This window comes from Brevibacillus sp. HD3.3A (assembly GCF_013284375.2).
In the GTDB taxonomy this organism is placed as follows: domain Bacteria; phylum Bacillota; class Bacilli; order Brevibacillales; family Brevibacillaceae; genus Brevibacillus; species Brevibacillus parabrevis.
This window is the reverse complement of the sequence record NZ_CP085874.1, coordinates 5673195-5696881: the sequence shown is the minus strand read 5'-3', so window position 1 is coordinate 5696881 and position 23687 is coordinate 5673195. Positions and strand designations below refer to the sequence as shown.

Genomic DNA, 23687 nt, shown 5'->3' with positions numbered 1-23687 from the left:
GTGAAAAACAAAGTGTTAGCAGCTGCCTGATTGAACGGGCAGCTGTTTCTTTTTCGTGAGCGTGAGGGTGAGAATATTGCCAATTTTATTTGCAGGATGGTTCATTTCCCGCTTCTGTGATAAGATCGGATTACAGTAATATGAGCGAACGTTCAGTCAGTATTATTGCATTGTTTGAAAAAATCAAACTTACAGACTGAATAGTCATTCATTTTTCTTTTCGATTCTGATAAGATAGAAAGTAAAGACAACTCGTGAAAGTGGGGGAGTAGAAACATGCTGGCACTTATCAATCTGATCGCTTTTTTCCTGGTGCTCGCTTACGGGCTGTATCTGGCCGGACATGTTGTGTACAGCAGATATTTGTTCATCAAGCTGGGCAAAAAGCCGGATGTGAAAAATGACTTTGGCGCACGCATCAACCTGATGCTGGACAACGTCATTTTCCACAAGAAGCTGTTGAAGGACAAGAAAAGCGGGATTATGCACGTCGTGATGTTCTACGGATTCATCACGCTGCAATTCGGCGCGATCGAGCTGGTGATCAAAGGGCTATCGACAGGCTTCGAGCTACCTTTTGGCAGCGCTCACAAATACTTTTCGCTCATGCAGGAAATCACCACTTTTCTGATTTTGGCTGCTGTCGGATACGCTTTTTACCGTCGCTATATCGAGAAGTTGAAACGGCTGAAGCGCGGCTTCAAGTCAGGGATTGTCCTGCTGCTGATCTCCTCTCTGATGGCGACTGTATTGCTCTCCCTGGCTTTTGAGCAAATTTGGCTCGGGCATGAAGCATCTGGCTTTGCTCCGATCTCCTCCGTCTTGGCAATGGCCTTTTCCGCCATCGGAGTAGGAAGTACGGGCGGAGCGGTTCTCTTTTATATTTTCTGGTGGGCGCATCTGATCATTTTGTTGGGCTTTGCCGTCTACGTGCCGCAGTCCAAACACGCTCACTTGCTGTTTGCTCCGGTTAACGTCTGGTTCAAAAAGCTCGATCCGCCAGGAAAGCTGTCGAGCATCAACTTCGAGGACGAGACACAGGAAGTATTCGGCGTGGGCAAGATCGAAGACTTCACGCAAACACAGCTGATCGACTTGTACGCCTGTGTAGAGTGCGGGCGCTGTACGAATATGTGCCCGGCAGCGGGAACTGGAAAAATGCTCTCGCCGATGGACTTGATTACGAAAATGCGCGACCATCTGACGGAAAAGGGAGCCGCTGTGACATCCCGTACGCCGTGGATGCCAAGCTTTGCTTTTTCGCAAACGACTGCCAACCAGATCGCTGTGCAAGCTTCGGAAGTGGCAGCCACAGCCGAGGGCGCGACGTCCATTTACGAGAAAAACCTGATTGGCGATGTCATTACCGAGCAGGAGCTGTGGGCTTGTACAACCTGTCGCAACTGTGAAGACCAATGTCCGGTGATGAACGAGCACGTGGATAAAATCATCGACATGCGCCGCTATCTCGTGATGACCGAGGGAAGCATGCCAGCCGAAGCGCAACGTGCCCTGAACAATATCGAGCGCCAGGGCAACCCTTGGGGAATCAACCGCAAGGACCGGATGAAATGGATTGAAGGTCTGAATGGTCAATACGAGGTGCCGACCGTCAAGCAGGTCGAGGAATTTGAATATTTGTTCTGGGTCGGCTCCATGGGCTCGTTTGATCTGCGCAGCCAAAAAATCTCGCATGCTTTTGTGAAGCTCATGCACGAAGCGGGCGTCAAGTTCGCCATCCTGGGGAATGAGGAAAAGAACTCGGGAGATACGGCGCGCCGCATCGGAAACGAATTTTTGTTCCAGCAACTGGCACAAGAAAACATCGCGTTGTTCGAAGGCTACGAAGTGAAGAAGATCGTCACCTGCGACCCGCACGCGTACAATACGTTCAAAAACGAATATCCGGAGTTTGGATTGACCGCGGAAGTGTACCACCATTCCGAGTTGCTCGCCCAGTGGGTGAACGAAGGCCGCTTGAAACCGACGAAGGAAGTCAAGGAGCGGATTACGTATCACGATTCCTGCTATTTGGGTCGCTACAACGAGATTTACGACAAGCCGCGTGTCATCTTGGAAGCAATCCCTGGCGTCGAAGTGGTGGAAATGAAGCGCAGCGGCTGTGACAGCATGTGCTGTGGAGCAGGCGGCGGCCTGATGTGGATGGAGGAGCATGAAGGCTCGCGTGTCAACGTGGCGCGTACCGAGCAAGCATTGGAGGTCAACCCGACCGCGATTGCCAGCGCCTGCCCGTACTGCCTGACCATGATGAACGACGGAATCAAAACCAAGGAAAAAGAAGACGACGTCAAAACGCGCGATGTGGCGGAGATTTTGGCGGACGCGATCTGACAAGCGACGAAGACGAGAAGTGTTCTTTTGGGAACCCCGAACAGCCTGATTAGGAAAAGAAGTCAGGCTGTTCTTTTTTCGTCGGGATAAGGGTAGCAAACACGGGCGTCAGAAGCTTTAACATAGCCCAACTTTTCTAATAATTCATTGACTAATCGGGTTGAAGACGGCAAAATGAAGATAGCAGAAAATGAACGAACGCTCGGTCATAAGAATGGAGGGCATGCGATGAAAACGGTGATAGTTGGGGCGGCACGTACCCCGTTTGGCAAGTTTGGCGGTTCCCTGAAAGCGTTGTCTGCGGTAGACCTCGGTGCAATCGTGATCAAGGAAGCTTTGGAGCGCTCCGGCATTTCCGGCGATCAAGTCGACGAAGTGATCATGGGCATGGTCATTCAGGCGGGAGCAGGACAGGTTCCTTCCCGGCAGGCAGCACGCAAGGCCGGACTGCCATGGGACGTGGCGAGCGAGACGATCAACAAGGTGTGCGCCTCCGGGATGCGGGCTGTCACGATGGGCGACCAAATCATTCGCGCAGGCGACGGGGAGATTATCGTTGCTGGCGGCATGGAGAGCATGAGCAATGCGCCTTATGCGCTTCCGGCGGCGCGTGATGGCATGAGAATGGGAGATGCGACTGTACGCGATCTCATGATGTACGATGGCCTCACTTGTCCGTTTGATCAGGTGCCGATGGCTGTTCACGGCAGCAACGTGGCTGAAGAGTACGGAATATCGCGTGAAGCGCAGGACGATTGGGCGCTGCGCAGCCAGCAGAGAACGGCGAGAGCGGTCGAGAACGGACTTTTTGACGAGGAGATCGTAGCCGTCTCCATTCCTCAGAAAAAAGGGGAGCCGCTGCAAGTGACAAAAGACGAAGGACCACGCCCGGATACGACCAGGGAAGGTCTGGCGAAACTGCCGCCAGTCTACAAAAAGGACGGAACGATTACGGCAGGCAACGCGCCTGGCATTAATGACGGAGCAGCAGCGATGGTGCTGATGTCCGATGCCAAGGCCGAGGAGCTGGGCATCAAGCCGCTCGCTACGATTCTCGGACATGCGCACGTAGGAGCAGAAGCGCCTTACATTGCAACGACACCAGGGCTGGCCATCAACAAGCTGCTCGAAAAAACAGGGGTTTCGCTGGACGAAATCGCTTTGTTTGAAGTGAACGAAGCGTTTGCAGCCGTGACCTTGACCAGCGGCAAAATCGTCGGTTGGGACGACGAGAAAGTAAATGTAAACGGGGGAGCGATCGCGCTCGGTCACCCGATTGGAGCGAGTGGAGCACGAATTATCATGCACCTCGCATACGAGTTAAAAAGACGCGGTGGCGGACTAGGGATTGCGGCGATTTGCAGCGGTGCCGCACAGGGAGACGCTATCCTGATTAAAGTGGAGTAGGGGGCCTTTTACATGAACGTACAAACGATAATGGTCATCGGAGCAGGGCAGATGGGCAGCGGCATTGCCCAGGTAGCAGCACAGGCAGGCTTTCGCGTTTATTTGAACGACGTGCAGCAGCCGTTTGTGGAGCGCGGTCTGGCGACGATCACGAAAAACTTGTCGCGCAACGTGGAAAAAGGCAAACTGAGCGAAGACGACAAACAGGCGATCTTATCCCGGCTCGTCCTGTCGACCGATTTGGCAGACGCGGCGAATGCTGATTTTGTTATAGAAGCTGTCACCGAAAATATGGCGGTGAAAACAGCGATCTTTTCCAAACTGGATGAGGTATGTCCGCCGCATGCGATTTTGGCGAGCAACACGTCCTCTCTTCCCATCACCGAAATTGCCGCAGTGACGAAGCGGCCGGAAAAAGTGATCGGGATGCATTTCATGAATCCTGTACCTGTGATGAAGCTGGTCGAAATTATTCGCGGGCTGCAAACAGCAGACGAGGTATACCAGCTGACCGAAGATTTGTCGAAGCAAATGGGCAAGGTGCCAGTAAGCGTAAATGATTTCCCGGGCTTCGTGTCCAATCGGGTGCTGATGCCGATGCTCAACGAAGCGATCTATTGCGTGTATGAGGGCGTGGCAACGCCAGAAGCGATCGACGAAGTGATGAAGCTGGGCATGAACCATCCGATGGGTCCGCTCCAGTTGGCTGACTTTATCGGTCTTGATACGTGCCTCTACATCATGGAGGTGCTGCACGAAGGCTTCGGCGATTCCAAATATCGTCCTTGCCCGCTGCTTCGCAAATACGTAAAAGCGGGATGGCTAGGCAAAAAATCCGGTCGAGGATTCTACGTGTACAACTAACTGAAGGATTCGGCAGAAAGGTAGGACGGACATGGATTTTCGATTGAACGATGAGCAAGAGATGATGCGCCGCATGGTACGCGACTTTGCGCAAAAAGAAATTGCGCCGTTTGTTCCGGTTATGGAGGAAAAGGATGAGTTTCCCCGCCAGATTCTCAAAAAGATGGGCGAGATGGGGCTGATGGGAATACCGATCGCTGAAGAATGGGGAGGCGCCGGAGCCGATTTTGTCTCCTACATTTTGGCGATTCACGAGATTTCCAAAGTGAGCGCGACAGTGGGAGTCATTTTGTCCGTGCACACCTCTGTAGGAACGAATCCGATTCTTTACTTCGGAACGGAGGAGCAGAAGCGCAAGTACGTGGCAAAGCTGGCTCGTGGCGAATATCTCGGCGCTTTTGCCCTGACCGAGCCGCATGCCGGGTCCGATGCCAGTAGCATCAGAACGACAGCGGTGCGAAGCGGGGATGAATACATCCTGAACGGCAACAAAGTGTTCATTACAAACGGCGGCGAAGCGGATACGTACATCACTTTTGCGGTCACGGATGCCAGCAAGGGAAGCAAAGGAATTTCCGCTTTCATCGTGGAGAAAGATACGCCGGGCTTTATCGTCGGCAAAAAGGAAAAGAAAATGGGGCTGCACGGCTCCTACACGACTGAACTGGTGCTTGACAACGCTCGCGTACCTGCTGCCAACCTGTTGGGGCAAGAGGGAGACGGCTTCTGTATTGCGATGGCGAACCTGGACACGGGCAGAATCGGAATCGCTGCGCAAGCGTTGGGGATCGCCGAGGCTGCTGTCCATTACGCGACAGAGTACGCAAAAGAACGCAAGCAGTTCGGACAACCGATCGCCAAGCAACAAGCTATCGGGTTCAAGCTCGCGGACATGGCGACAAAAGCGGAAGCAGCGAGACTGTTGGTGTATCGCGCAGCATCACTGCGCAGCCAGGGAATCGCCTGCGGCATGGAAGCGTCGATGGCAAAACGGTTCGCTACGGATACGGCGATGGAGCTGGCGACAGAAGCGGTACAAGTGTTTGGCGGGTACGGCTACACCAGAGAATATCCGGTTGAGCGTCTGTTCCGGGATGCCAAAGTTACGCAGATTTATGAGGGTACCAACGAAATTCAACGAATCGTAATCGCCAAGCATTTGCTTGCTGACTAAATAAAAGCCTTTTGTGCCGCCCGGTTACTGGGCTGACTAAAACAGGCGAAAACACATGGGGGAGTGAAAAAAATGAATTTCCAGCTCACGGAAGAACATGACATGATGCGTAAAATGATCCGCGATTTCGCAGAAAACCAGGTGGCTCCGACAGCAGCCGAGCGCGATGAGGAAGAGCGCTTCGACAGATCCATTTTTGAACAGATGGCAGAGCTTGGCTTGACGGGCATCCCTTGGCCGGAAGAATACGGAGGCGCTGGCGCGGACTACTTGAGCTACGTCATTGCAGTCGAAGAACTCTCCCGTGTGGATGCGTCGATCGGCGTAACTTTGTCCGCACAAGTATCGCTGGCAAGCTGGCCGATTTACAAGTTTGGCACAGAAGAGCAGAAACAAAAGTTTTTGCGTCCATTGGCAGAAGGCAAAAAAATGGGAGCTTACTGTTTGACTGAGCCAGGCTCAGGCTCCGACTCCGCAGGAATGCGTACAACTGCTGTGCGCGATGGCGACCACTACATTTTGAACGGCAGCAAAATTTTCATCACCAATGCGGGTGAAGCAGAGATTTACATCGTTTTTGCCGTAACCAGCCCTGAGCTGAAACACAAGGGAGTTACCGCCTTCATCGTGGAAAAAGGCATGGACGGCTTCACGATGGGCAAAAAGGAGAAAAAGCTGGGCATTCGTTCCTCGCCAACTTTGGCGGTGAATTTTGAAGATGTACGAGTTCCTGTAGAGAATAGGCTCGGCGAGGAAGGTCAAGGCTTCAAAATCGCCATGATGACGCTGGACGGCGGACGAAACGGAATCGCTGCCCAAGCGGTTGGCATCGCGCAGGGAGCTTTCGAGCACGCCCTTGCTTATGCCAAAGAACGCAACCAGTTCGGGAAGCCGATCGCGTCCTTGCAAGCCATCCAGTTCAAGCTGGCTGACATGGCAACCAAAATCGAAGCCGCTCGCTTGCTCACGTATCAGGCTGCATGGCTGGAAGACCAGGGCCTGCCTTACGGAAAAGCATCTGCCATGTCCAAAGTATTCGCGGGCGATATCGCGATGGAGGTTACGATCGAAGCGGTGCAAGTATTTGGCGGGTACGGCTACACCCGTGAGTACCCTGTCGAGCGCTTCATGAGGGATGCGAAAATCACGCAAATTTATGAGGGCACTAATGAAATCCAGCGCGTAGTAATCAGCAACTACCTGCTAAAAGAATAGAGAAATCATTACCGACAACCACGATTGTTCCAACTAGCTGAACGCAAAAAGATTTTTTGATAAGGCCTGTGGAAAAGAAAGGTTTGGCTTTGCGCTCTTACTCGCGTATAATTGTTTGCGAAAAGATCGTCAATGAGCGTTTGCGCCTTTCTTTTCCTGAAAGTGTCTGACTAAACGCTCAGTCGGTTGGAAGGGTGGATTTGTTGTGTCCGAAAGAAGAAAAACCATACCGTCCTTGGTAAAGGACCCGAAGTTGATTGAAAAACGCCGGGAGCAGATTATTGAAGCTGCCGTTCATCTCTTCATTAATAAAGGTTTTCACAAAACGACGACGAGGGAGATCGCCCGGGCTTCCGGGTTCAGTATCGGCACCTTGTACGAGTACATCGAATCGAAGGAAGACGTGCTTTATCTCGTTTGCGATGCGATTCATGCCGAGATGGAGACGCGTTTGCGCGAAGCGATCAATTTTAACGGCACAGGCTTGAAAATTTTGAAGCTCGCACTCAAAAGCTTGATCCGCGTGATGGATCAGATGAGCGACCGCGTCCTGCTCATTTATCAGGAGTCGAAGTCGCTGCCGAAAGAAACGCTTCGTTACGTTCTGGGACGTGAAGAAGAGATTGCCCAAATTTTTGTGGAGATCCTGCAAAAAGGGATTGCCGACGGTTCGCTGCGCATTGATGAGAAGCATGTCAAGCTGATGGCTGACAATATCATGGTGCTGGGCGAAATGTGGGTGTTCCGTCGCTGGGCTCTGCACAAGCACTATACGTTGGAGGAGTTCACCGAAAAGCAGATTACGCTGTTGCTTCGTGAAATCAGTGTCTCCGACTAAGTCATTTACTTGAATCTCGGGGAGAGTGGAACGATGGAAACCGAAGTGTATCGTCCGCAAAACAAGGTGCGTTTTGTGACCGCTGCCAGCTTGTATGACGGTCACGACGCCTCGATCAATATCATGCGCCGTATTTTGCAGTCATCGGGAGTGGAAGTGATCCATCTTGGTCACAATCGCTCGGTCGATGACATCGTGACTGCTGCCATCCAGGAGGATGTGCAGGGCATTGCCATCAGCTCTTATCAGGGCGGCCATGTGGAATATTTCAAATACGTGATTGATCTTTTGCGCGAGCGGGGAGCGGAGCATATCCGTGTCTTCGGGGGCGGCGGTGGAGTAATCGTTCCACGCGAGATTCGCGAGCTGGAGGAATACGGCGTCTGTAAAATTTACTCGCCGGATGACGGCAGGCGTTTGGGCTTGCAAGGCATGATCAACGACATGATCAGAAACAGCGATTTTCCGACCGTCAAACAGTTGGAAGACGAAGTAAAGGGCTTGCGCGAGCAGAATCACAAGGCTGTCGCCCGACTGATCTCTGTCGCGGAGTATGCGGTGGATCAGCCGGAGTGGAAGGAACCGTTGCAAGCAAGCGTGCTGGAAGCCCCAGAGTCGATTCCGGTGCTCGGGATCACAGGTACAGGTGGAGCCGGAAAAAGCTCGCTGACGGATGAGCTTGTTCGCCGCTTTATCCGTACGTATCCGGAAAAAACAGTCGCGATTCTGTCTGTCGATCCATCCAAGCAAAAATCGGGTGGAGCGTTGTTGGGCGACCGGATACGGATGAATGCCAACAACACGCCACGCGTCTACATGCGCAGTTTGGCGACGCGAAAGTCAGGCATGGAGCTGTCGGCGGCGTTGAAAGATGCCATTCAAGTAACGCGTGCCGCACAATTTGACTTGATCATCGTGGAGACGAGCGGGATCGGTCAGGGCGATGCGCAGGTGACGGAAGTGTGCGATGTTTCCATGTACGTCATGACCAGTGAATTTGGTGCGCCATCGCAGTTGGAAAAGATCGACATGCTCGATTTTGCGGACGTGATCGCGATCAACAAGTTCGAACGCAAAGGCTCGGAAGATGCTTTGCGGGAAGTGCGGAAGCAGTATCGTCGCAATCATCAGCTATTCGATTTGCCTGACGAGCAGGTCCCGGTTTACGGTACGATTGCCAGCCAGTTCAACGACCCGGGCACAAATGTGCTGTTTGCTGCTCTGATGCATAAAATTGTGCAAAAGACGAATGTGGACTGGTCTGTTGAGAATTTGGATACTACTCCTGTAAAAATTCACAAAACTTCGTTGATTCCGACAGAAAGAATCAACTATTTGCAAGAGATTGCGAATACGGTCCGCCAATACCAGGCGTACACCGATGAGCAGTCCGCTATCGCCCGCAAGCTGTATCAGCTGCACGGCGCCAAGGAAACGCTGCTTGCAGCGAAGGACGAAGCAGTAACCGAATTGATCGCGGTACTCGACAAGCAAATCAAGCTGTTCGAGGAAAAGCTTCATCCCGAATGCCGCAAAGTGCTCGACAACTGGCCCAAGCTCAAGGAAGCGTACAGACAGGACCAGTTTGTCACTCGCATTCGCGACAAGGAAATCGTCACGAAGCTGTTCAGCGAATCGCTGTCAGGTACGCGCATTTCGAAAGTAGCCGTGCCGGACTTCCATGACTGGGGCGAGATTTTGAAATGGTCGCTGAAGGAAAACGTACCAGGCGAGTTCCCTTATACAGCTGGGGTATTTCCGTTCAAACGCGAGGGAGAAGATCCAAAGCGGCAATTTGCGGGCGAAGGCACGCCTGAGCGCACGAACCGCCGTTTTCACTTCTTGTCCCAAAATGACGAAGCGAAGCGGCTGAGTACGGCTTTTGACTCGGTGACCTTGTATGGGGAAGATCCGGATTATCGTCCGGATATTTACGGGAAAATCGGAACGAGCGGCGTGAGCATCTGCACGCTCGACGACATGAAAAAGCTGTATGCCGGCTTCGACTTGTGTGCGCCGAGCACATCGGTTTCGATGACGATCAACGGTCCTGCTCCGATGATTTTGGCGATGTTCATGAATACGGCCATCGAGCAGCAGATCGAGAAGTTTGTCCAAAAGGAAGGGCGCCAGCCTACCGAGGAAGAAGCCAAACAAATCAAGGCGTATACGCTGTCGACGGTTCGCGGCACGGTCCAAGCGGATATTTTGAAAGAAGATCAGGGACAAAACACATGTATCTTCTCGACTGAATTTGCGCTGCGAATGATGGGCGACATCCAGCAGTATTTCATCGATCAAAAGGTGCGCAACTACTACTCCGTGTCGATTTCCGGCTACCATATCGCGGAGGCGGGGGCGAATCCGATTACCCAGCTGGCGTTTACGCTGGCGAACGGGTTTACGTATGTGGAGTATTACTTGAGCAGAGGCATGCACATTGATGACTTTGCGCCGAATCTGTCGTTCTTCTTTTCCAATGGACTGGACCCCGAGTATACGGTCATCGGCCGGGTCGCTCGCCGCATCTGGGCAACCGTGATGAAAAACCGCTACGGCGGGAATGAACGCAGCCAAAAGCTGAAATATCACATTCAAACATCCGGACGCTCCTTGCACGCGCAGGAGATGGATTTCAACGATATCAGAACGACGCTGCAAGCGCTGATTGCGATTTACGACAACTGCAATTCGCTGCATACCAATGCCTACGACGAGGCGATTACGACCCCGACAGAGAACTCTGTACGCCGGGCTATGGCGATCCAGATGATCATCAACAAGGAAATGGGCCTCGCGAAAAATGAAAACCCGTTGCAAGGCGCGTTTATTATTGAGGAGCTGACGGATCTGGTCGAAGAGTCCGTGATGCAGGAATTTGAACGGATCAGTTCTCGCGGCGGCGTGCTGGGAGCGATGGAGACGCAGTACCAGCGCGGCAAAATCCAGGATGAATCGATGTATTACGAGATGAAAAAGCACACAGGCGAGCTGCCGATTATTGGCGTGAATACTTTCATCAATCCGAACGCTTCCGAGGACGACTACGAGATCGAACTGGCGCGGGCGACCGAGGAAGAAAAAGAACAGCAAATCATCAACCTGAGAGCGTTCCAGGAGCGCCATCGCGATGTAGCTCCACAGGCGTTGCGCCGTTTGCAGGAAGTAGCGATGGCGGGCGAAAACATCTTCGCCGAACTGATGGAAACGGTGAAGGTCGCTTCGCTCGGACAGATCAGCGCCGCTTTGTATGAAGTCGGCGGTCAGTATCGGAGAAACATGTAGCGGCAAGTTTGGAGCGCAAAACGAAACAAGGGCCACCTTTGTATAGAGGCGGTCCTTGTTTTGGTTGTTATGGTCTACCCCTCACTAGAATGCCGCCGAAAAACTTCTTGGTTATACTCAACCGATCTCCCGCGGGGAATACTCAAACTCACCCAATGCTCGTTTTGCAACTGTTTCCCGATGTAAACGATTTGTCCGACGTGGTAGGAGTAGTGAGAGAGCTGACGCTGGATGGCTTTCATGACGGAGTGAGGCTCGTTTCGGATCGTGACTGTTTTCATCAGGTCGTCATGCGAAAGCGCGGCCAGAGCGGCAAACAGAACTTGCCAGCCTGTCTCCCAACAGGCGATCAGGTCCTCTTTCGTAGCGAAGCCGCCTTCAAATTCCTGGTCGCGATTGCGGCCGGGTTTTTCGCCATCGCTTCCGAACAGATCGGTCCATCTGGCTACCATGTTGCCTGACAGATGTTTGACGATGATTGCAATGCTGTTGGACTCGCTGGAAGGTGCTTGCTGAAGCTGCTCCAGGGAGAGCTGTTCGATCGTCTTTTCCCCGAGTTTTTTCACATCGAAAAACTTGTCTGTCGTACATGAAAGAAACTCCTGTGCCCATTCCATTCGCTTCACTCCTTTCTTTATCTATTTGATCTTACATGAAAATGGTTACACCTTGTTTGAAAGCCTTGCATTTTCGGCTAAAATAAGGAATACTGTATGTTAGCCTTCGTATGTTGAACGACATGCGAAAAAGGAAATGGACTTCATTTATGTATTGCCTATGCAAAGCCTGCGTCCACCAGAAAAGGGCGAGGTCGGTATTGAACCCAATAGTTTTCTAATGGAAAGGACGTGCCCTGGGTGAGTCAATTGTTTGCTCATATTGATCCCGAGAAACTGAGCGAGATGGCGTTGGTTGATATTGCGTATGAAATTTTGCGTGAAACCAACCGCACTTACAACTTCCGCGAGCTGATGGATGAACTGGTTACCGTTCGTAACATGACAAACGAACAACTCATGGCAATCATCGCGCAAGTATACACAGAAATTAACATTGACGGCCGTTTTGTATGCCTTGGCGACAACGTGTGGGGATTGAAGCGCTGGTACCCGACTGACACAGTTGAAGAGACGCAAGAAGGCGGCGGAACCAAAAAGAAAAAAATTATCCTCGAGGACGACTTCGACGATTACGACACCGAAGACGAAGTGGTTGAGGATTACGAAGACGACGATGTTGTCATTTTCGAAGACGAAGAAGAATTTGTTGATGAGGATGCAGAGATCGAGGATGAAGAGATCGATGCTGAAATCGACGAAGAGGAGCTCGAAGAAGAGGAAGACGAGCTGTTCGACGAGGAGCTTGAAGAAGAGGAAGCTGACGAAGAGTTGGAAGATGAAGAGGATAAGTGATAAGTCCTTGACTTCCGCTTGAGGGACAGATAAAATACTCCTTGGGCTTCACATGAAGAAGGATTAAATAAGGGAAACTATAAAACAAAAGTGCCCCTACCCCATTGCATGAAGGGATAGGACTCGCTTTTGTTTTTCTTTTTTTGGGAGCCGTCTTCATACGTTTTTTACTACTACTAAAGGGTTAGGGAAAGAGGGGACGTTAACGATGACGAAGTATATTTTTGTGACAGGCGGGGTCGTATCCTCGTTGGGAAAAGGAATTACAGCGGCTTCTCTGGGCCGACTCCTGAAAAATAGGGGCTTGAAGGTAACGATCCAGAAGTGCGATCCGTACATCAACGTTGACCCAGGGACAATGAGCCCGTATCAACATGGTGAAGTGTTCGTAACGGATGATGGAGCGGAAACCGACCTGGACCTGGGACACTATGAGCGCTTTATCGACATCAACCTGAGCGCGAACTCCAACGTAACGACTGGAAAAATCTACTCAACCGTCATCGCCAAAGAACGTCGTGGAGACTATCTGGGTGGAACTGTTCAAGTGATTCCGCACATCACCAACGAGATCAAAGACCGCATTTTCCGCGCTGGCCGTGAAACAGGAGCCGATGTGGTCATTACCGAGATCGGTGGAACTGTAGGGGATATCGAGAGCTTGCCGTTCCTGGAAGCGATTCGTCAAATCAAGAGCGACATTGGCCGTGAAAACGTCATGTACATTCACGTGACTCTTGTTCCTTACATCAAGGCCGCTGGCGAAATGAAAACAAAGCCAACCCAACACAGCGTGAAAGAACTGCGCAGCCTGGGCATCCAGCCAACCGTTATCGTAACTCGTACCGAACAGCCTATGACACAAGAAATGAAGGACAAGCTGGCGCTGTTCTGTGACATCGACAAAAATGCGGTTGTGGAGTGCGTAGACGCCGAGACACTGTACGATGTTCCGCTGCAACTGCAAGCCCAAGGTCTGGATGACTACGTGTGCCGCCATCTCGGTCTGGCTTGCCAGGAAGCAGACATGACGGAGTGGAAATCGCTGGTTGGCAAAATCAAAAACTTGTCCAAGACCACCACTATTGCGATCGTCGGGAAATACGTAGAGCTGCACGACGCTTATTTGTCTGTAGCAGAAGCGCTGTACCACGGCGGTTATGCGAATGATTCCAAAGTGGAAATCAAATGGGTGCACGCAGAAGAAGTTACGCCAGAAAACGTAGCCGAGATGCTGGGCGATGTGAACGGCGTGCTGGTGCCAGGCGGCTTCGGCGATCGCGGTATCGAAGGAAAAATCATCGCTACCCGTTACGCTCGCGAAAACAAGGTGCCGTTCCTCGGAATTTGCCTCGGTATGCAAATCGCGGTTATCGAGTTTGCCCGTCACGTGGCAGGCATGGATGGTGCCAACAGCTCCGAGATCAACCCGGAAACAGCTTATCCAGTTATCGACCTTTTGCCAGAACAAAAGGAAATCGAGGACAAAGGCGGAACTATGCGTCTTGGCATCGGACCTTCCAAAGTGGAAGAAGGCACGCTGACTGAAGCTGCTTACGGCAGCACATTGGTGTATGAGCGCCACCGTCACCGTTATGAAGTCAACAACGAATATCGCGAGCAACTGGCTCAATTGGGCCTGCGCTTTGCAGGTACGTCGCCGGATGGCCGCCTGGTGGAAATCGTGGAAGTTCCAGACCATCCTTGGTATGTGGCTACCCAGTTCCATCCGGAGTTCACTTCCCGTCCGAACCGTCCGCAACCATTGTTCCGCGACTTCGTCAAAGCTTCCCTGAACCTGAATCGATAAATGTTTGCATAAAAAAGACGCCCCGGCGAAATCAATCGTCGGCGCGTCTTTTCTGTTTTCAATGAAAGAGCGGCGATAGCCAGGCTACCCAATAAGCGGCGGGAACAAGCAGAAGCTGCGCCAGAACGGTTCCGAAAAAGCGGGAAATCATCAGCCACAAATACATGTCGCGAATGGACTCCTGCGTCGCTTTTCCCTGCATGGCCTTCTCGGTCAAAAGGGCAACCTGCGGGTCGACCAGAATGGTCATGAAGATCGTCGCAAAGCCGTTGATCATGCCGGAAGACATCAGTACGGTTGCTTTGTAGTCAGGCGTCAAAAGGGTTGCATACAGCACGGAGAGCACGCTGCTGGTATAGATGGCTGTCCCCAGGCAGTTGAGCAGCAAAAGGCGTTTGGGGATGCCTTTGATGCGAAAGCGGGAGATGCCTTGCCAACTCGGGATTCGCACGTGGTGCCGGACGCGGCGGATGCTGTCTACCGTGACGGCTGTGCGCAGCATTTGCGGGATCGAGCCGGCCAATTCCAGATGGGAAATCACCCGCTTGGAAATTTGGACAAACGTAGGAAACAGCACGATGGCTGCCAGCGTCCCTACTGAGGAGGCGACGATAATCAAATGCAGCTGCCAGCTCGGATCGGTGTGCAGCATGGCAGCCTGATCCATCAATCCGCCAGTGAACGGACCTTGGATCAGGTTGGAGGTGCGGGAGAGAAGCAGCGTAATGCCGACAAGCGACAGGGCGACCGCGATTCTCCCTGTTTGTACGCCTGCGAAGCGAATGGCGTAGGAAAGTGTCTCTGTCATATGGATAACAAACGTTAACAGGCAAATCAACCAGAGCGCATCCATCTTGTTTTTCGGCTCCTTGCGTGGTGCAAAAATGGTATTCCTAATTATACTCGAAATGGACACTGCGGGAAATTTTCAATAGACGAAGCGCAAAACGGGCAGGAGTTTCCTGATTTTAGGCGAAACCATAATTAATTAAGGAAATGGATTCGTCAGGGGGGAGTAACCGTGTTCGACAAACATGATAAAAAGGTACTGGTTGTCGATGACCAGTATGGGATTCGCATTTTGTTGTACGAGGTACTGGGCAAAGAGGGATACAAAACATTCCAGGCTGCAAACGGGAAGATGGCCCTGGAGATTGTGGAAAAAGAATCGCCTGATCTGGTCATTCTCGACATGAAGATTCCAGGCATGGACGGGATTGAGATTTTGAAGCATATCAAGAAAATCAATCAGGAAATCAAGGTAATCATGATGACCGCTTATGGCGAACTGGACATGATCAAGGAAGCGACGCAACTGGGAGCGCTTACCCATTTCACCAAACCGTTTGATATCGACGAATTGCGAATGGCTGTTCAGCAGCAGCTTGCCTGCTAGTGCTTTGGACAAGTCTTCGTGGGGACAAGCGTACCTGTTAACATACGCCTGTCTGTGATATAATAAGCCACGTGATTGAAGTTAGCAGAGGAGGATTTCCCAAATGCCACTGGTACCTATGACCGCTTTTACCGAAGACGTCAAATTGCATAAATACGCCGTCGGACAATTTAACCTGAACAATCTCGAGTTTACTCAAGCGATTACGGAAGCTGCGATGGAAGAAAAATCGCCTGTGATTTTTGGTGTTTCCGAGGGAGCGCTTAAATACATGGGTCTTGATTACACGGTAGCCATTGCAAAAGTGGCGGCAGAACGCGCAGGAGTACCTGTTGCGCTGCACCTGGATCACGGCAGCAACTTTGACATTGTCATGAAGTGCATTCGCGCAGGATTTTCTTCGGTTATGTTCGATGGTTCCCACCATTCGTTTGAAGATAACCTTCGCTTGACCAAACAGGTTGTTGAGGCTGCTCACGCTGTAGGCGTTTCTGTAGAAGGTGAACTCGGTACCATCGGCGGGGTAGAGGACGACCTGTCTGTTGACGAGGAAGACGCTACTCTGGCGAATCCGGAAGAAGCGATCCGCTTCTGGGAAGAAACAAAAGTAGACTACGTAGCCATTGCAGTGGGAACAGCTCACGGCATGTACAAAGGCGTGCCAAAAATTCGCTACGACATTATCGAAAAAGTAGCAAGCAACATCGGAGCGCCAATCGTGCTGCACGGTGGTTCCGGCGTACCAGACGATGCGATTGTGGAATCGATCAGACTGGGCGTAGGAAAAATCAACGTAAATACAGAAAGCCAAGTCGCATGCACCGAAACGGTTCGCAAAGCGTTGGCTGCGAAACCTAACGAAATCGATCCGCGCAAATACCTGGGTCCTGCTCGCGATGCGATCAAGGAAGTCGTAAAAGGAAAAATGCGCCTGTTCGGAAGTAGCAACCGCGCGTAACTAGGAGGATAATCATGCGTTTTTTGATTGATACGGCAAATGTAGATGAAATTCGCGAGATTCACGAATGGGGCGTTTTGGCTGGAGTAACGACGAACCCTTCTCTTGTTGCAAAAGAAGGCCGTGACTTTGTCGAAACCCTCAAAGAGATCATCGATATCGTAGATGGACCGATCAGTGCGGAAGTCATCAGCACCGATGCCAAAGGGATGATTGAAGAAGGCGAAAAGCTGGCTTCTCTCTCCAAAAACATCGTGATCAAGCTGCCGATGACGGCTGAAGGTCTGAAGGCAACCAAGTATTTTGCCAAGCGCAAGATCAGAACGAACGTAACGCTGGTGTTTTCCGCTAACCAGGCGCTGCTTGCTGCTCGCGCAGGTGCAAGCTTCGTGTCTCCGTTCCTGGGACGTCTGGACGATATCGGCCAAGACGGCATGCAGCTGATCGAAGACATCGCAGAGATTTTCTCTGTGCATGGCATCGATACGGAAATCATCGCAGCATCTGTTCGTCACCCTGTTCATGTGACAGAAGCCGCTCGCCGTGGTTCGCACTTCGCTACCATTCCGGCAAAAGTATTCAAGCAACTGATTGCTCACCCATTGACAGACAGCGGTTTGGAGAAGTTCCTCGCTGACTGGGCAAGCATGCAAAAATAAGGACACGTACCGAAAGTTCAAGCACCTTTCTCATTGGGGAAGGTGCTTCTTTCCCGATTACACCTGAGGAGAGCGATGCATGGATAAGCTGATCATCAATGGTGGAAAACCGCTAGCGGGAACGGTGACCATCAGCGGAGCAAAAAACAGCGCAGTCGCACTGATTCCTGCCGCATTGTTGGCGGATGGACCTGTTGTTATTGAAAATCTGCCCCGTATTCAGGATGTAGATATCTATCACGAGCTCCTGCGGGAAATGGGAGCTGACGTGCTGTTCGAAGAAGACTGGATGGAAATCGACGGGCGCTTGATGAAGCTGATGCTCATGCCTAACGGCAGAATCAAAAAGCTGCGCGCCTCTTACTATTTGTGGGGAGCCTTGCTTGCCAAATTCGGAGAGGCACAGGTAGGATTGCCTGGCGGATGCGATTTGGGGCCAAGACCTGTCGATTTGCATATCAAAGGCTTTGAAGCGATGGGCGCCGAGGTCGAGAACAAAAACGGCGTGATGACCATCCGGGCCAAGCGCGGTCGTCTGCAAGGCGCGAGAATATACCTTGATCTCGTCAGCGTAGGAGCTACGATCAACATCATGCTTGCTGCCTCCAAGGCAGATGGCGTGACCATTATTGAAAACGCTGCCCGTGAGCCGGAGATCGTCGATGTGGCGACTCTGCTCAACAATATGGGAGCAAACATCAAAGGCGCGGGTACGGACGTCATTCGCGTCCAGGGTGTGGAGCGTCTGCGGGGTTGCCGTCATACGATTATTCCGGACCGGATTGAAGCCGGCACCTACATGATCGCGGCAGCGGCTACGAATGGCAACGTGCTGGTGGAAAACGTGATTCCGAAGCATTTGGAGTCGCTGACCGCCAAGTTGCGTGAGATTGGCGCACAAGTGATGGAAATGGACGATTGCATTCAGGTGATGGGCCGGGATTCTTACCGTTCTATCGATGTGAAGACAAGTCCGTATCCGGGTTTTCCTACAGACTTGCAGCAGCCGATCACGACGCTTCTGACTCTTGCCAAAGGATCGAGCATCGTCACAGACAATATTTACAGCTCGCGTTTTCGCCATGTGGATGAATTGCGGCGCATGGGGGCGACACTGAAGGTAGAAGGACGCTCGGCTGTGATCGAAGGCGGCAGCAAGCTGAACGGAGCGAAAGTCGTGGCTTCTGATCTGCGGGCAGGAGCGGCGCTGTTTATCGCCGGGTTGGCAACGAGCGGCACGACCGAGCTGGAAGGTCTTGAGCATATCGACCGTGGTTATGAAAATTTGGTGGGCAAGCTGCAAACGCTCGGTGCCGACGTGATTCGGGTAGGCTTGCAGCACACGGAAAGCCCACAACGTTAACCAATCATCAGGAGAGGAGTCTTCCAGAATGGAGCGCAGTTTGACACTGGAACTGGTGCGTGTAACCGAAGCGGCTGCTTTGGCTTCCGCCAGTTGGATGGGGTTAGGACGAAAAGATGAGGCTGACGATGCGGCAACGACTGCCATGCGCAAGGAATTTGAAAAAGTTCCGATGGATGGCGTAGTTGTAATCGGGGAAGGCGAAATGGACGAAGCTCCGATGCTTTATATCGGCGAGCGTCTCGGTCAAGGAGTAGCGCCAGCGGTAGATGTGGCTGTCGACCCGTTGGAAGGAACCAATATTCTCGCAAAAGGGACATGGGGCGCTATTTCTGTCATTGCCATTGCCGATCGCGGAAATTTGCTGCATGCTCCTGACATGTATATGGAGAAAATGGCAGTAGGGCCAAAAGCGGTCGGGAAAGTAGACATCAACGCTCCGATCCGCGACAACCTGAAAGCAGTAGCCGCGGCACAAGGCAAAGATATCAGCGACCTGGTCGCGATTGTCCTCGACCGTGACCGCCATTCCCGCATCATTCACGAAATTCGCGAGGCTGGCGCGCGCATCCGCCTCATTTCGGACGGGGATGTGGCTGCGGCGATCAATACGGCATTCCCTGATACGGGTGTAGACATTTTGTTCGGTTCTGGCGGAGCGCCAGAGGGCGTGCTGGCTGCCGTTGCCTTGAAATGCCTCGGAGGAGAAATCCAGGGCAAGCTGCTGCCGCAAAGCGAAGAAGAAATTCAACGTTGTGTCAAAATGGGGCTGACCAACCCGCACCAAGTATTGTTCATGGATGATTTGGTCAAGGGTGACGACGCCATTTTTGCAGCAACTGGCGTAACAGATGGCGAATTGCTGAAAGGGGTTCGTTTTCAAGGAACCCGTGCCACGACGCATTCTGTTGTTATGCGTGCAAAAACGGGAACGGTACGCTTCATCGAAGGGAACCACCGCCTGGAACGCAAGCCTTCGCTCGGCTTGTAAGAAACGAGTTTAGACAGATGAACTTTCAAGAGTAAATAAAGAGTGGTGGATGTATGTTACTTTCTGAACTAGAAGAGAAGAAACTGACCGATCTCTATAAACTGGCCAAAGAGTACCACATCCCGTATTACTCCCAACTGAAGAAGAAGGAATTGATCTTCGCGATACTTCGGGCACGGGCAGAGCGGGATGGCCTGATGTTTATGGAGGGCGTGCTGGAAATCTTGCCGGAGGGCTACGGCTTCCTCCGTCCGATCAACTATCTCCCAAGCTCGGAAGACATCTACATCTCCCAGTCGCAGATTCGCCGTTTTGATCTGCGCATGGGGGATGTGGTGTCGGGCAAGGCGAGGCCGCCAAAAGAAAACGAGCGTTACTTTGGGTTGTTGCAAGTAGAGGCAGTGAACGGAGAAGACCCTGAGACTGCTTCGGAGCGTCTGCATTTCCCCGCTTTAACACCGCTGTATCCTCAAACCAAGCTAGTGCTGGAAACTGCGCCCGAGCGAGTTTCCACCCGCCTGATGGATCTTCTTGCCCCTGTTGGACTCGGACAGCGTGGATTGATCGTCGCCCCGCCGAAAGCGGGTAAAACCATGCTGCTGAAAGAGATTGCCAACAGTATCACGGAAAGCCGGCCGGATATTCATCTGTTTGTTTTGCTCATCGACGAGCGTCCGGAAGAGGTAACCGATATGCAACGTTCCGTCAAGGGAGAAGTGGTAGCTTCGACTTTTGACGAGCTGCCGGAAAATCACATCAAAGTGGCAGAGCTTGTGCTGGAGCGGGCCAAACGTTTGGTCGAACACAAAAAAGATGTTGTGATCCTGCTGGATTCCATTACCCGGCTCGCACGCGCCTACAACTTGGTGATTCCGCCAAGCGGCCGTACATTGTCCGGCGGTATCGATCCGGCTGCGTTCCACCGTCCCAAGCGCTTTTTCGGTTCGGCACGCAATATCGAAGAGGGCGGCAGCCTGACGATTTTGGCTACAGCTTTGGTCGAGACAGGCTCGCGCATGGACGATGTGATCTATGAGGAGTTCAAAGGAACGGGCAACATGGAGCTTCATCTGGATCGCAAGCTGGCTGAACGCCGCATTTTCCCGGCGATCGACATTCGCCGTTCGGGAACGCGTCGCGAGGAACTGCTGCTGACCAAAGAAGAGCTGGATAAGCTGTGGATGATCCGCAAGAACATGAACGAAACGAACGAATTTGTCGACTCGTTCATCAAGAAGCTTGCGGACACGAAGACAAACGAAGAATTTTTGCAGACCCTGGAAACGAAGCAACAAGGACGGGGAAAAGCTGCTGGCACGACGGTGAGTTCATGACTCGCCGTCATTTTTTTTGCCTGTTTTGCATACCGTAAGAGAGTTGGAGGAAAAAGGAGGAGAGAATCTGTGGAGTATGTGCATGTTCCTGCGCCCATTGAGAGCCAGGTTGAAGCGAAAAAGGTTGTCGTGGAGCAAGCGCTGTTTCAAGCGTTCAATCCTTACGCAGGTTTGACCAAGCAAGCGCCTTCGGCTAAAAGCAATGCGATGGTGTACTCTGTCCGCGAAGGAGACACTCTGTCTGGAATTGCCGAGCGGTATGGCCTTACGCTGAAAAAGCTGGTAGAGACGAATCAAATCAGCAACCCGGGCTTGCTTTCGGTCGGGATGAAACTGGTTATTGCCAAAGATGAAGTGACCCATATGGTGAAGCAAGGAGAGACGATCGATTACATAGCAAGAAGGTATGGAGTCAGCAAGGAATTGTTGCTGGATCGCAATCCGCTATTAAAATGGCTGTCGGACAACCTGTATGTGGGACAGGTTGTGTACATTCCTGTTGCCGGAGGGCCGCCGATGCAGGCAGAAGAGCTGCAGCAAAAGCGGAACACCACCCAGGCGGCAAGCAGGCAAGTAGTGGCGCGGATTCGCGGCCGAATGGATTGGCCTGTAGAGGGAGCGACGATTACAAGCGGCTTCGGAACACGCTGGGGCAAGGTGCACAAAGGCGTGGATTTGTGGAACGAGCAGGAGGCCAAAACGCCGATTTTGGCAGCGAAAGCAGGGAAGGTGGTCGAGGCGGGCGCCAATCGATCCGGGTACGGTCGGATGGTCGTACTGGACCACGGAGACGGTTTGCAAACTTTTTACGCCCATATGCGGACGATTTTGGTCACGTCCGGCCAAAGCGTAGAAGCGGGCGATGTCCTCGGCTACATGGGTCAGACGGGCGATTCGACCGGGTATCACCTGCACTTTGAAGTCAGACAGGACGATGTGCCGATCAACCCGCTCCCGTATCTCGGCAGGTAACCCTTCACAATTTACATTGCTTTTTCAATGCGTTACAATGGGCAAAGCAAAGAAGCGAGGCGATTTTCCCATGTATTTAGTATACGCAGATGAAAACGGCAATGTTTACGACCACCCGGGATTGTTCTCGGTGGCGCGCAACGGCGATATATTGACAGAAATTCTGGAAGAAGAACTGATTCCGCTGCCGGAAGGAGCGACGTTGGTCAGTTTGCCAGATACGGTGCCGATCGGGATGGACCCCGATACGGGCGAAATGATCAAGCTCGACGGCTGTACAGCGGTTGGAGCGCTTGTTCCACAAGGAATTACCCGTCTTTTGCTGCCTGGCTATGTGAAAACAAACCGGGAGAGCAAGCTGCCGCTGTTCGGCTATTCGGCAGTGGTGTGGAAAGACAATCGGTTTTGGGTGGCAGGCAGAGCGAGTGACGATATTTACAAATGGGACCCGCTCAATTTCCCGATGGATGAGTTGAGACAGCGTGTGGAAAAGACGTTGGAGCTGTTTCCGCAAAACCGGATTTTGAATCACCTGTCTCACTGTGCGCTGGAGTACGAGTGCTTGACCGCCTCCAATAACTTTTTCAACCGCTGGGAAGGCAGTCTGCCTGTCTCCTACACCTGTAATGCGGGTTGCTATGGCTGTATTTCCGAGCAACCTGACGACAGCGGCTTCCCGTCTCCACAGACACGGATGAACTTCAAGCCGACAGAGGACGAGCTGGTCGAAGTGATGCTGCACCACCTGCAAACACCGGAAAGCATCATCAGCTTCGGTCAAGGCTGCGAGGGCGAGCCGTCCACCATGGCAGGAATTATCGTGCCAGCCATGCGTCGTGTGCGGGAGACGACAGACATGGGCTTCATCAACATCAATACCAATGCGGGCTTGACCGATCACATCAAAGGGATTGTGGACGCCGGACTGGACTTGATGCGTGTCAGCATTATCAGTGCGATTGACGAGCATTACAACGCTTACTATCGTCCGCGCAACTACACGCTGGAAAATGTAGCCCGATCGGCCGAATACGCTGCTTCCAAGGGCGTGTACACCTCGATCAACTACTTGTGCTTCCCGGGCGTGTTCGACCGCGAAGAAGAGATGGAAGCTATGATCAACTTCATTCGCCGGACGGGAATCAAGCTGATTCAAATGCGCAACCTGAACATCGATCCGGAAAGCTACCTGGCGATGATTCCAAAAGCGCAGGGCGAAGTCTTCGGAATGAAGCAGGCGATTGAGATTTATCAGGAAGAACTGCCGGATGTCGTAATCGGATCGTTTACGCACATTCCGCCGGCAGAACTGCGCCGCAGGAAAAACATGGCCTGATCGGTCAACCTGTTGCATTTCAGCTGACAGCATGCTACTATCTTTTATGTGTTTATATAACTCTGTTTCGGCAAACGATTCAGGGCGGAAAGAGGTGTAGTGAGATGAAACAAGGTATTCATCCTAAGTACAACGTAGTAACTGTTACATGTGCATGCGGTAACGAATTTGAATCCGGTTCCGTGAAACAAGCGTTGAAAGTGGAGATCTGCTCCAACTGCCATCCTTTCTTCACTGGAAAACAAAAATTCGTGGATGCTGGCGGCCGTGTAGACCGTTTCAAACGCAAATACAATCTGTCCTAATCAGACGGGATTGGAG

The 23687-nt window shown here is 52.1% G+C and carries 20 protein-coding genes; 18 read left to right on the top strand and 2 right to left on the bottom strand.

What is annotated here, in order from left to right:
• Positions 1 to 276 precede the first annotated feature (276 nt).
• The 7 genes from HP435_RS26655 to icmF all read left to right on the top strand — a co-directional run bounded on the left by HP435_RS26655 (position 277) and on the right by icmF (position 11135).
• Complete coding sequence (locus tag HP435_RS26655; protein ID WP_122962562.1) at positions 277 to 2352, top strand: (Fe-S)-binding protein; 2076 nt, start codon at positions 277 to 279, stop codon at positions 2350 to 2352.
• Between the two features lie 228 nt (positions 2353 to 2580).
• On the top strand, positions 2581 to 3759 hold the full coding sequence (locus HP435_RS26650; RefSeq protein WP_173596355.1) for an acetyl-CoA C-acetyltransferase: 1179 nt from the start codon (positions 2581 to 2583) through the stop codon (positions 3757 to 3759).
• Positions 3760 to 3771: 12 nt separating this feature from the next.
• Entirely contained in the window at positions 3772 to 4623 is an 852-nt protein-coding gene (locus HP435_RS26645; protein ID WP_063228954.1) for a 3-hydroxybutyryl-CoA dehydrogenase, read from the top strand.
• A 31-nt stretch (positions 4624 to 4654) separates the two neighbouring features.
• Positions 4655 to 5797 (top strand): acyl-CoA dehydrogenase, encoded by a 1143-nt coding sequence (locus tag HP435_RS26640; RefSeq protein ID WP_173596356.1) that lies wholly within the window; start codon positions 4655 to 4657, stop codon positions 5795 to 5797.
• Positions 5798 to 5869: 72 nt separating this feature from the next.
• Positions 5870 to 7012: an acyl-CoA dehydrogenase gene (locus tag HP435_RS26635; RefSeq protein WP_173599037.1), complete on the top strand. Its 1143-nt coding sequence runs from the start codon at positions 5870 to 5872 to the stop codon at positions 7010 to 7012.
• A 205-nt stretch (positions 7013 to 7217) separates the two neighbouring features.
• Entirely contained in the window at positions 7218 to 7850 is a 633-nt protein-coding gene (locus tag HP435_RS26630) for a TetR/AcrR family transcriptional regulator (RefSeq protein ID WP_063228957.1), read from the top strand.
• A gap of 33 nt (positions 7851 to 7883) precedes the next feature.
• A complete protein-coding gene (gene icmF / locus HP435_RS26625) occupies positions 7884 to 11135 on the top strand; it encodes a fused isobutyryl-CoA mutase/GTPase IcmF (protein WP_122962566.1) in 3252 nt (1083 codons plus the stop codon).
• A gap of 74 nt (positions 11136 to 11209) precedes the next feature.
• Here icmF and HP435_RS26620 read toward each other — a convergent pair whose 3' ends face one another.
• Positions 11210 to 11752, bottom strand: a complete 543-nt coding sequence (locus HP435_RS26620; RefSeq protein ID WP_122962569.1) for a DUF1572 family protein — start codon at positions 11750 to 11752, stop codon at positions 11210 to 11212.
• A 240-nt stretch (positions 11753 to 11992) separates the two neighbouring features.
• On the opposite strand from HP435_RS26620, the gene rpoE reads away from it, so the two are divergent.
• Together rpoE and HP435_RS26610 are read left to right on the top strand one after the other, a co-directional pair.
• Entirely contained in the window at positions 11993 to 12547 is a 555-nt protein-coding gene (gene rpoE / locus HP435_RS26615; protein ID WP_122962570.1) for a DNA-directed RNA polymerase subunit delta, read from the top strand.
• 208 nt (positions 12548 to 12755) lie between these two features.
• Positions 12756 to 14357: a CTP synthase gene (locus tag HP435_RS26610; RefSeq protein WP_122962571.1), complete on the top strand. Its 1602-nt coding sequence runs from the start codon at positions 12756 to 12758 to the stop codon at positions 14355 to 14357.
• 58 nt (positions 14358 to 14415) lie between these two features.
• Here HP435_RS26610 and HP435_RS26605 read toward each other — a convergent pair whose 3' ends face one another.
• A complete protein-coding gene (locus tag HP435_RS26605; RefSeq protein ID WP_173599036.1) occupies positions 14416 to 15210 on the bottom strand; it encodes a lipid II flippase Amj family protein in 795 nt (264 codons plus the stop codon).
• Positions 15211 to 15378: 168 nt separating this feature from the next.
• Between HP435_RS26605 and HP435_RS26600 the strand changes: the two genes are divergently transcribed.
• The 9 genes from HP435_RS26600 to rpmE all read left to right on the top strand — a co-directional run bounded on the left by HP435_RS26600 (position 15379) and on the right by rpmE (position 23671).
• Positions 15379 to 15753: a response regulator gene (locus tag HP435_RS26600; protein ID WP_023555166.1), complete on the top strand. Its 375-nt coding sequence runs from the start codon at positions 15379 to 15381 to the stop codon at positions 15751 to 15753.
• A gap of 103 nt (positions 15754 to 15856) precedes the next feature.
• Positions 15857 to 16711 (top strand): class II fructose-1,6-bisphosphate aldolase, encoded by an 855-nt coding sequence (fba, locus tag HP435_RS26595; protein ID WP_063228965.1) that lies wholly within the window; start codon positions 15857 to 15859, stop codon positions 16709 to 16711.
• Between the two features lie 14 nt (positions 16712 to 16725).
• Positions 16726 to 17370 (top strand): fructose-6-phosphate aldolase, encoded by a 645-nt coding sequence (fsa, locus tag HP435_RS26590; protein ID WP_122962572.1) that lies wholly within the window; start codon positions 16726 to 16728, stop codon positions 17368 to 17370.
• 79 nt (positions 17371 to 17449) lie between these two features.
• Positions 17450 to 18733, top strand: a complete 1284-nt coding sequence (locus HP435_RS26585) for a UDP-N-acetylglucosamine 1-carboxyvinyltransferase (protein WP_122962573.1) — start codon at positions 17450 to 17452, stop codon at positions 18731 to 18733.
• A 28-nt stretch (positions 18734 to 18761) separates the two neighbouring features.
• Entirely contained in the window at positions 18762 to 19724 is a 963-nt protein-coding gene (glpX, locus tag HP435_RS26580) for a class II fructose-bisphosphatase (protein WP_063228968.1), read from the top strand.
• A 53-nt stretch (positions 19725 to 19777) separates the two neighbouring features.
• Positions 19778 to 21058: a transcription termination factor Rho gene (gene rho, locus HP435_RS26575; RefSeq protein ID WP_063228969.1), complete on the top strand. Its 1281-nt coding sequence runs from the start codon at positions 19778 to 19780 to the stop codon at positions 21056 to 21058.
• Between the two features lie 69 nt (positions 21059 to 21127).
• A complete protein-coding gene (locus tag HP435_RS26570) occupies positions 21128 to 22030 on the top strand; it encodes a LysM peptidoglycan-binding domain-containing M23 family metallopeptidase (protein WP_122962574.1) in 903 nt (300 codons plus the stop codon).
• A 70-nt stretch (positions 22031 to 22100) separates the two neighbouring features.
• On the top strand, positions 22101 to 23366 hold the full coding sequence (locus HP435_RS26565) for a radical SAM family protein (protein WP_173596359.1): 1266 nt from the start codon (positions 22101 to 22103) through the stop codon (positions 23364 to 23366).
• Positions 23367 to 23470: 104 nt separating this feature from the next.
• On the top strand, positions 23471 to 23671 hold the full coding sequence (gene rpmE, locus HP435_RS26560; RefSeq protein ID WP_005827805.1) for a 50S ribosomal protein L31: 201 nt from the start codon (positions 23471 to 23473) through the stop codon (positions 23669 to 23671).
• The last annotated feature ends 16 nt before the right edge of the window (positions 23672 to 23687 follow it).

Excerpts from the sequence above, each read along its gene's own strand:
- fsa (WP_122962572.1), top strand. The coding sequence starts at position 16,726 with ATGCGTTTTTTGATTGATACGGCAAATGTAGATGAAATTCGCGAGATT.
- HP435_RS26605 (WP_173599036.1), bottom strand. The coding sequence starts at position 15,210 with ATGGATGCGCTCTGGTTGATTTGCCTGTTAACGTTTGTTATCCATATG.
- HP435_RS26645 (WP_063228954.1), top strand. The coding sequence starts at position 3,772 with ATGAACGTACAAACGATAATGGTCATCGGAGCAGGGCAGATGGGCAGC.
- icmF (WP_122962566.1), top strand. The coding sequence starts at position 7,884 with ATGGAAACCGAAGTGTATCGTCCGCAAAACAAGGTGCGTTTTGTGACC.
- HP435_RS26585 (WP_122962573.1), top strand. The coding sequence starts at position 17,450 with ATGGATAAGCTGATCATCAATGGTGGAAAACCGCTAGCGGGAACGGTG.
- HP435_RS26650 (WP_173596355.1), top strand. The coding sequence starts at position 2,581 with ATGAAAACGGTGATAGTTGGGGCGGCACGTACCCCGTTTGGCAAGTTT.
- HP435_RS26635 (WP_173599037.1), top strand. The coding sequence starts at position 5,870 with ATGAATTTCCAGCTCACGGAAGAACATGACATGATGCGTAAAATGATC.
- rho (WP_063228969.1), top strand. The coding sequence starts at position 19,778 with ATGTTACTTTCTGAACTAGAAGAGAAGAAACTGACCGATCTCTATAAA.
- glpX (WP_063228968.1), top strand. The coding sequence starts at position 18,762 with ATGGAGCGCAGTTTGACACTGGAACTGGTGCGTGTAACCGAAGCGGCT.
- fba (WP_063228965.1), top strand. The coding sequence starts at position 15,857 with ATGCCACTGGTACCTATGACCGCTTTTACCGAAGACGTCAAATTGCAT.
- HP435_RS26620 (WP_122962569.1), bottom strand. The coding sequence starts at position 11,752 with ATGGAATGGGCACAGGAGTTTCTTTCATGTACGACAGACAAGTTTTTC.
- HP435_RS26640 (WP_173596356.1), top strand. The coding sequence starts at position 4,655 with ATGGATTTTCGATTGAACGATGAGCAAGAGATGATGCGCCGCATGGTA.
- HP435_RS26655 (WP_122962562.1), top strand. The coding sequence starts at position 277 with ATGCTGGCACTTATCAATCTGATCGCTTTTTTCCTGGTGCTCGCTTAC.
- HP435_RS26610 (WP_122962571.1), top strand. The coding sequence starts at position 12,756 with ATGACGAAGTATATTTTTGTGACAGGCGGGGTCGTATCCTCGTTGGGA.
- rpmE (WP_005827805.1), top strand. The coding sequence starts at position 23,471 with ATGAAACAAGGTATTCATCCTAAGTACAACGTAGTAACTGTTACATGT.
- HP435_RS26565 (WP_173596359.1), top strand. The coding sequence starts at position 22,101 with ATGTATTTAGTATACGCAGATGAAAACGGCAATGTTTACGACCACCCG.